We start from the raw sequence: 5,787 nt of genomic DNA, 5'->3' as shown, positions 1-5,787 counted from the left end.
ACGAGCCACGGAACAGACGCCCAGGACTGGTCGGTCGCGGCCGACGGCACCCTGCGGACCCTCGGCAAGTGCCTCGACGTATCGAACAGCGGGACGGCCAACGGCACCCTCGTCCAGCTGTACACCTGCAACGGCACCGGCGCCCAGAAGTGGACGATCGGCGCCGACGGCTCCCTGACCAATCCCAACTCCGGCCGCTGCCTGGACGATCCCAACTCGTCCACCGCGGAGGGCACACGACTGCAGATCTATGCCTGCAACGGGACGGCCGCGCAGAAGTGGACGCTGCCCGCGGCCTGACCTGCCGCGTTCCGCGACCCCCTCAACCGCACCACACGCATGAGCTCGCGGTTCCGTTCACCGGCGGGACCGCGAGCTCATGCGCGTGGTGCGACGGCCGCCCACCCGGGAGAAGGCGGTTGCTCCGAAGACGGAGTTGTTGCGTCCGCGTCAACGGTTCGGGCAGGTAAGCCCTGTTCATGGACAAGGTCGGTTCGGGCAGGGCTGTAACCGGGTGCGGCCGACGGTGGGCGCTAGGCGGGAAGTCCTTGCCCGGGCGACCGGCGGGCAGCTCCCGGAGCCAGCAACAGCAGGGCGTCGACAAGGTCGTCCGCCGTGCTGCCGGTCGCCAGGCGGCGGAGCTGCAGGCCCATCACCACGGCGACGGTGGTGGCCGCGAGGTGTTCCGCGTTCGGGACGCCCAGGGCGGTGAGGATCTGGGTGGCGAGCCGGTCGTAGGCCGTGAACGCCTCCGAAGCCGCCTCGCGCAGCCGCTCGTCACGTCCGGCGTGCAAGTACAGCTCGAACGGCGCGAGATGCGCGCTGTCGAGGGCTGTTCCGCAGGCCACTTGGCCGGCCAGGGACGCCGCGTCCTCGATGGCCAGGCCCTCGGTCTGGCACTGGTCCGCCAGCTCGGTGAAGTGCCGGGCCTCCTCGCGCACGAAGTACAGCAGGCTCTCACGCAGCAGGTCGTGCTGGGTGGCGAAGTGATAGGTCACTGAGCCGAGCGAGACGCCGGCTTCCTTCGCGATCCTCCTGTTGGTGACCGCCGCGACCCCGTCGTCGCCGATGATCCGCAGGACGGCTGTGATGATGCGCTGACGCGTCGGGGTGGAGGGGGCGGCGTTGGGCATGCCGCCCATTGTTCCACCAGTGCGCTCCCGCCTCCGGCCGGGGCGCGGAACCGGGCGCGGTACGGAACCGGGCGCGGTGCGGAACCGGGCGGGAGTGCGCACCGGGAGGAGGCGCGTGAGTGCACCGGTGGACAGGATCACCCGTCCTCTCTATTGTTCGTTCGAACGAACAGGACCGGAGGTCAGTCGTGCACATTGCTGGGGCAACCGTTCTGCTGACGGGAGTGACGGGCGGTATCGGTGGGGCGCTCGCCGCCGAACTGTCGGCGAGGGGCGCGGACCTGATCCTCACCGGGCGCCGTCGTGAGGCGCTGGACCCGATCGCCGCGCGCCTGGGCGCCCGTACGATTCTCGCCGATCTCGCCGATCCGGGCGATGTGCTGCGGCTCGCCTCCGAGGCCGCCGGGACGCAGATCCTCATCGCCAACGCGGCCCTGCCCTCCAGCGGCGACGTGCTGGACTACACGCCGGAGCAGATCGATCGGGCGATCTCGGTGAACCTGCGGGCCCCGGCCGTGCTCGCCCGACTGCTCGCGGAGGACATGGTGACCGCGAAGCAGGGACACATCTGCTTCGTCGGATCGCTCTCCGGAATAGCGGCCACCAAGTCGTCGTCGATGTACACCGCGACGAAGTTCGGCCTGCGGGGATTCTCCCTGTCCTTCCGCCAGGACCTGCACGGCACGGGCGTGGGGGTCTCGATCGTCCAGCCCGGCTTCGTACGGGAGTTGGGCATGTTCGCGAACACCGGCTCGCCGACGCCCGGCGGTGTGCGCACCGTTGCGCCGGAGCGGGTCGTCAAGGGGGTGATGCGAGCGATCGAGCGGGATGTCGCCGAGATCAACGTCGCCCCGTTCGAGCTGAGGCTGCTCACCAAGATCGCGTCGCACTTCCCGGGATTCTCGGAGCGGGTGCAGCGGCTGGCGGGAGCGGAGCAGACCATGGACGTGATCGTGGCGGCGCAGCGGTCGAGCCGCTGACCTCCTGACGGCCGGGCGCGGCCGTGGAGTGGGTCATCGGCCCCGCGGTGAGGGGCGCGGGGGAGACGGGGGTGTCCGGATGACCGACATGACCGGCGCCGGCGGGTGGGAACTGCTGTCGGCGGGCGTCCGTGCACAGGTCGACGGGTACGTCCTGCGGGATGCCCTCCTGCCTGCGGTGCGCGTGGTCCTGGACGTCGGCCGTGCGCGCGGGATCGGGCTGAATGACGCTCTGCTCGTCGTCAACGACCGCTACCTCCACCACGGCGACAGAATCGCCCGTACCCCCGACAGCCCCCTGGACCTGGAGTCTCTGGCTGCCCGTGCCGCCGGTTGCTCCGGCCGCATCCTGGTGATCGAGGCGATCTGGGGCGGCGACACCGTTCACGACTGGTTCGTGAACCTGCTCGCTGTCACCGCTGACCCCACGGGTGAGCACCGGTTGGCCACGATCCATCGGCATTCGGCCCGTGCGCTGTCCGGGAGATGACGGGGAACCCGGCGCGCTTCACCCGTCAGCGGCGGCCGCCGACAGGGCGGGCCGGGCCCTGGCCGCCCGTCTTTCCGTTCCCTTCCACTTCGCGAGTCCGGATGTCCCGGACGGCGAGGCTCCCCGCCGGCGGCCGTGAACGCCGAAGAGGCGGACGGCGAGGTCAATCGAGGCCGGGGCAGGCGCGTCGCCGAGAGAGCGTCAGCCTGCGCCGCTCTCGGTCGATCCCCGTGACGACCACCGTGATCTCATCGCCGACCTGGACGACTCCTTCCGGAGTCCCGACAGGTGCCGAGGAGAGCTCCCGGACATGGACCAGTCCCTCGACCCCGTCGCAGACCCGGACGAAGACGTCGAACGGGATCAGCTTGGTGACGTGACCCCGCAGTGTCCGGCCCGGCGCGACGGTGTCGGCAAAGGTACGGAAGGGATCCGGCTGCGTCGCCCGCAAGGACAACGCGCCTCTCCGTTCCATGTGTCGAACTGAAGGAACTCGCATGCGACGCGCTGACCGACCGTCACGACGTCGGAGACCGCCTCGAAATGCCGCCAGGAGAGTTCGGCAACCGAGATGAACCGGACGCCGGGGAGGACCGGGTGGCCGGGGCCGTCGTCCAGTGCCACGAACACACCGAACCGTTCGATCGGCGCGACCGTGCCGGGCAGGATCTGGCCACGCCGAAGTGATTTCAGGAACGCCCATGGTCCGGGGTTCTCGGCTGCGGCCGTGGACAGCTGGGCCCGGCCCTCGTCCGGATCGACGGAGATCACCTCCGCGGTGATCCGGCGACCGACGTCCGCAGCCGGGAACCGGGGCCCGCACCAGGACTGCTCCAAGGGCCCTGCCATGCCCAGCGGATGGGCGGAGAACCCGTCCAGGGTCACGGCCGCTCCGGACCGCGTGACCTCCGCGATGGTGCCGCCGCAGAGGTCACCAGCACGCGTCGCCGCCAGAAACTCCCGGGCCGACGACCCGTCGTCCGCCGCTCCGTCCATGGCGTTCAGCCTCTCGCGAGGAGCCGAGCGCCGGTCTGCGGGGCGCTCCTGCAGTCGTACTCGCAGGCACATCCGCCACTCGGCACAACGCCCGGAGTTTCGCACCGCCCCGTAGCGCAAGGGGAGTTACCGCCGGTACAGTCCGGCGCGACTCACCGCGGTTCTCCTGTAAGGACTTCATATGGGTGCAGAGACTTCCGCCTTGACCCGCTCCTCGCGAAGATTCCGCGCCGGCCTGGCGCTCCTGCTGCTGGCAACGGCCCTGGCGCTCGATCCGGCGCCTTCCCACGCCGCCTCGGGTCTCGACGACACTCCACTGGACCGGGTCGCCGTCTCGGGCCTGCACAACGCCTACGATCCCGCCAAGTCAAACCGGCTGACCAAAGAACTCGACATGGGCGCGCACCTGCTGGAGATCGACGTCTACACCACCTACGGCGGCACCGCCGGATGGATCGTCAGCCACTCCGATCCGCTGTTCAACGAGAACAACTGCACCTACACCACCGGCTCCGGGGTCTTCAAGACCACGTGGCGCAACGGCAGTCTGCGGACTTGCCTGGACAACCTCGGCGACTGGAGCCGCAGCCACCCGGACCATGACCCCGTCTATGTCAAGCTCGAGCTGAAGTGGGGCTTCCGCAGCAATGCCGGCATGGGGCCCGCCGAGATCGACCAGCTCATCAGGAATCACATCGGTGCGGAGAACATCTTCAAACCCGCCGACATGGTGCACGGGAAGTACCCCGACCTCGACTCCGCCGCGAAGGCCGGGGCCTGGCCCTCATGGCGGGAGATGCGCGGGAAGTTCGTCTTCTACCCCATCACCGGCACCATCGAGAACCGGCTCGCCGGCTATGACCTCGACACCCTCTCCACCGCCGAGGAGTACGCACGGCACGTCCGCGATCTGGCGGCGGCGGGCGGTCTCGACCAGGCCATGATGTGGCCGGAGACGGATCTCACCCCCGGCGGCGGAGATCCTCGGGAGATCTACGATCCCTCACTGCGTCCCTGGTTCGTCCTCTTCGACGACCAGGCGACCGACTGGCTCAGCGGGACGCCCGACTTGTCCTGGTACTGCGCCAACCGCTACCTCACCGTCGCGACCGCAGCGGAGTCAGTGGCTCCCGCTCTGGACGCGACGGATCCGGACCCGGTCGCGGCGGCCGAACGAGTCCGCCACATCGCCCAGGAAGGCCGGGCGAGCGTGACGACATTCGACTGGATGAACGCGCCCGGCGCCTTCGCGGTCCAACCCCGAGGCTGCTCCTGGAACCCTTGATCCTGTGATCCTGGCACGAACGGATCTGTAGCCGTCGGTCGAACGTCAGCCGTGCCAGAGCTCGGCCACCTCGGCTGTGCGCACTCGCCCGGGCGTGGCCGGCACGGGCGGCGGGCGGGCGGCCGGGGGGGGGGGGCGCGGGCGCCGGGGCGGGGGGGGCGGCGCGGGCCCCCCCCCGGGGGCGGGGCGGCCCCCCCCCCCCCGGCCGCGAAGAGGCGGGCACGGCGGGCCCGCAGCACTGTGGCTATGTTCATTGATCGTCGCACGCACACCATCTGACCCGCAGTCGCCCGCTGCCGCACGCCAAGGGCCGCCTGATGAAGGCCCATCGAGGGGCAGAAGGCTCCGTTCGGGTGACCGGGCGCGGTGCCCGGCCCGTCCGTGCTCGGCGACCGAACGTGCGGCAGCCGGCAGTTCGTGTCAAGGCCCGGCCGGGCCACCGCTCTCGTGCCGCCGGGCGGTGGCCCGGTCAGCCCGCGGGCGTCGTCGCGTGGCGTCGTACGACCGGTGCCAGATAGTCCACTTGAGGCGCCCCGAGGCCGGCCAGGTCCGCCTCGGAACGGACCAAGGCGATCCGGTCGAACTCCGGCTCGCGACCCCGTGCCGCCTCCGAGGCCACCAGAGCCGCGAACCGGTGGTGAAGCAGCTCGGCCGGCCGGGCCGGAGCGCGGAACAGGAAGCCGACGTTCCCGCGCTCCCCGCGTGTGACGAGCCAGAGGGCCAGCTCTTCGGGCGGGGTGGTGATGCCGGTCTCCTCCAGGAGCTCCCGAGCCGCGTGGGCGCGGAGCGCGGCCACCTCGAGCGGCTCGCCGTGCGGCGGGGGGGGGAGGGGGGCCCCGGGGGGGTGCGGCCGGCCGGGGGGGGGCGGGGGGGGGGGCCGGCGGCCCCCCCCCCGGCGTCCCG

The 5,787-nt window shown here is 71.1% G+C and carries 7 protein-coding genes and 1 pseudogene; 4 read left to right on the top strand and 4 right to left on the bottom strand.

Annotation, left to right across the window (positions count from 1 at the left end; all coding sequences use genetic code 11):
• Positions 1–300, top strand: a 300-nt coding sequence (locus tag ACFW2E_RS27305) for a ricin-type beta-trefoil lectin domain protein (RefSeq protein WP_384469716.1), incomplete at its 5' end; no start/stop codon positions are given.
• A gap of 233 nt (positions 301–533) precedes the next feature.
• Here ACFW2E_RS27305 and ACFW2E_RS27300 read toward each other — a convergent pair.
• The gene (locus tag ACFW2E_RS27300; protein WP_384469715.1) at positions 534–1,133 is read right to left on the bottom strand and encodes a TetR/AcrR family transcriptional regulator; all 600 of its coding nucleotides are present in this window, start codon (positions 1,131–1,133) and stop codon (positions 534–536) included.
• A 188-nt stretch (positions 1,134–1,321) separates the two neighbouring features.
• Between ACFW2E_RS27300 and ACFW2E_RS27295 the strand changes: the two genes are divergently transcribed.
• Both ACFW2E_RS27295 and ACFW2E_RS27290 read left to right on the top strand, forming a co-directional pair.
• A complete protein-coding gene (locus ACFW2E_RS27295) occupies positions 1,322–2,113 on the top strand; it encodes an SDR family NAD(P)-dependent oxidoreductase (protein WP_384469714.1) in 792 nt (263 codons plus the stop codon).
• 79 nt (positions 2,114–2,192) lie between these two features.
• Positions 2,193–2,603, top strand: a complete 411-nt coding sequence (locus ACFW2E_RS27290; RefSeq protein ID WP_384469713.1) for a hypothetical protein — start codon at positions 2,193–2,195, stop codon at positions 2,601–2,603.
• A gap of 163 nt (positions 2,604–2,766) precedes the next feature.
• On the opposite strand, the gene ACFW2E_RS27285 is transcribed toward ACFW2E_RS27290, so the two are convergent.
• Both ACFW2E_RS27285 and ACFW2E_RS27280 read right to left on the bottom strand, forming a co-directional pair.
• Positions 2,767–3,078, bottom strand: a complete 312-nt coding sequence (locus ACFW2E_RS27285; protein WP_384469712.1) for a S1 RNA-binding domain-containing protein — start codon at positions 3,076–3,078, stop codon at positions 2,767–2,769.
• A complete protein-coding gene (locus ACFW2E_RS27280) occupies positions 2,967–3,599 on the bottom strand; it encodes a S1 RNA-binding domain-containing protein (protein WP_384469711.1) in 633 nt (210 codons plus the stop codon). Before ACFW2E_RS27280 ends, ACFW2E_RS27285 begins: the two co-directional genes overlap by 112 nt.
• A gap of 181 nt (positions 3,600–3,780) precedes the next feature.
• Between ACFW2E_RS27280 and ACFW2E_RS27275 the strand changes: the two genes are divergently transcribed.
• Positions 3,781–4,884: a Ca2+-dependent phosphoinositide-specific phospholipase C gene (locus ACFW2E_RS27275; RefSeq protein ID WP_384469710.1), complete on the top strand. Its 1,104-nt coding sequence runs from the start codon at positions 3,781–3,783 to the stop codon at positions 4,882–4,884.
• A 469-nt stretch (positions 4,885–5,353) separates the two neighbouring features.
• Here the strand turns inward: ACFW2E_RS27275 and ACFW2E_RS27270 are convergent.
• A pseudogene (locus ACFW2E_RS27270) lies at positions 5,354–5,787 on the bottom strand (NUDIX hydrolase); the annotation flags it as partial.

Origin of the sequence: Streptomyces sp. NPDC058964 (genome assembly GCF_042741275.1) — a bacterium.
In the GTDB taxonomy this organism is placed as follows: Bacteria; Actinomycetota; Actinomycetes; order Streptomycetales; family Streptomycetaceae; genus Streptomyces.
This window is presented reverse-complemented; position numbering and strand designations above follow the sequence as displayed.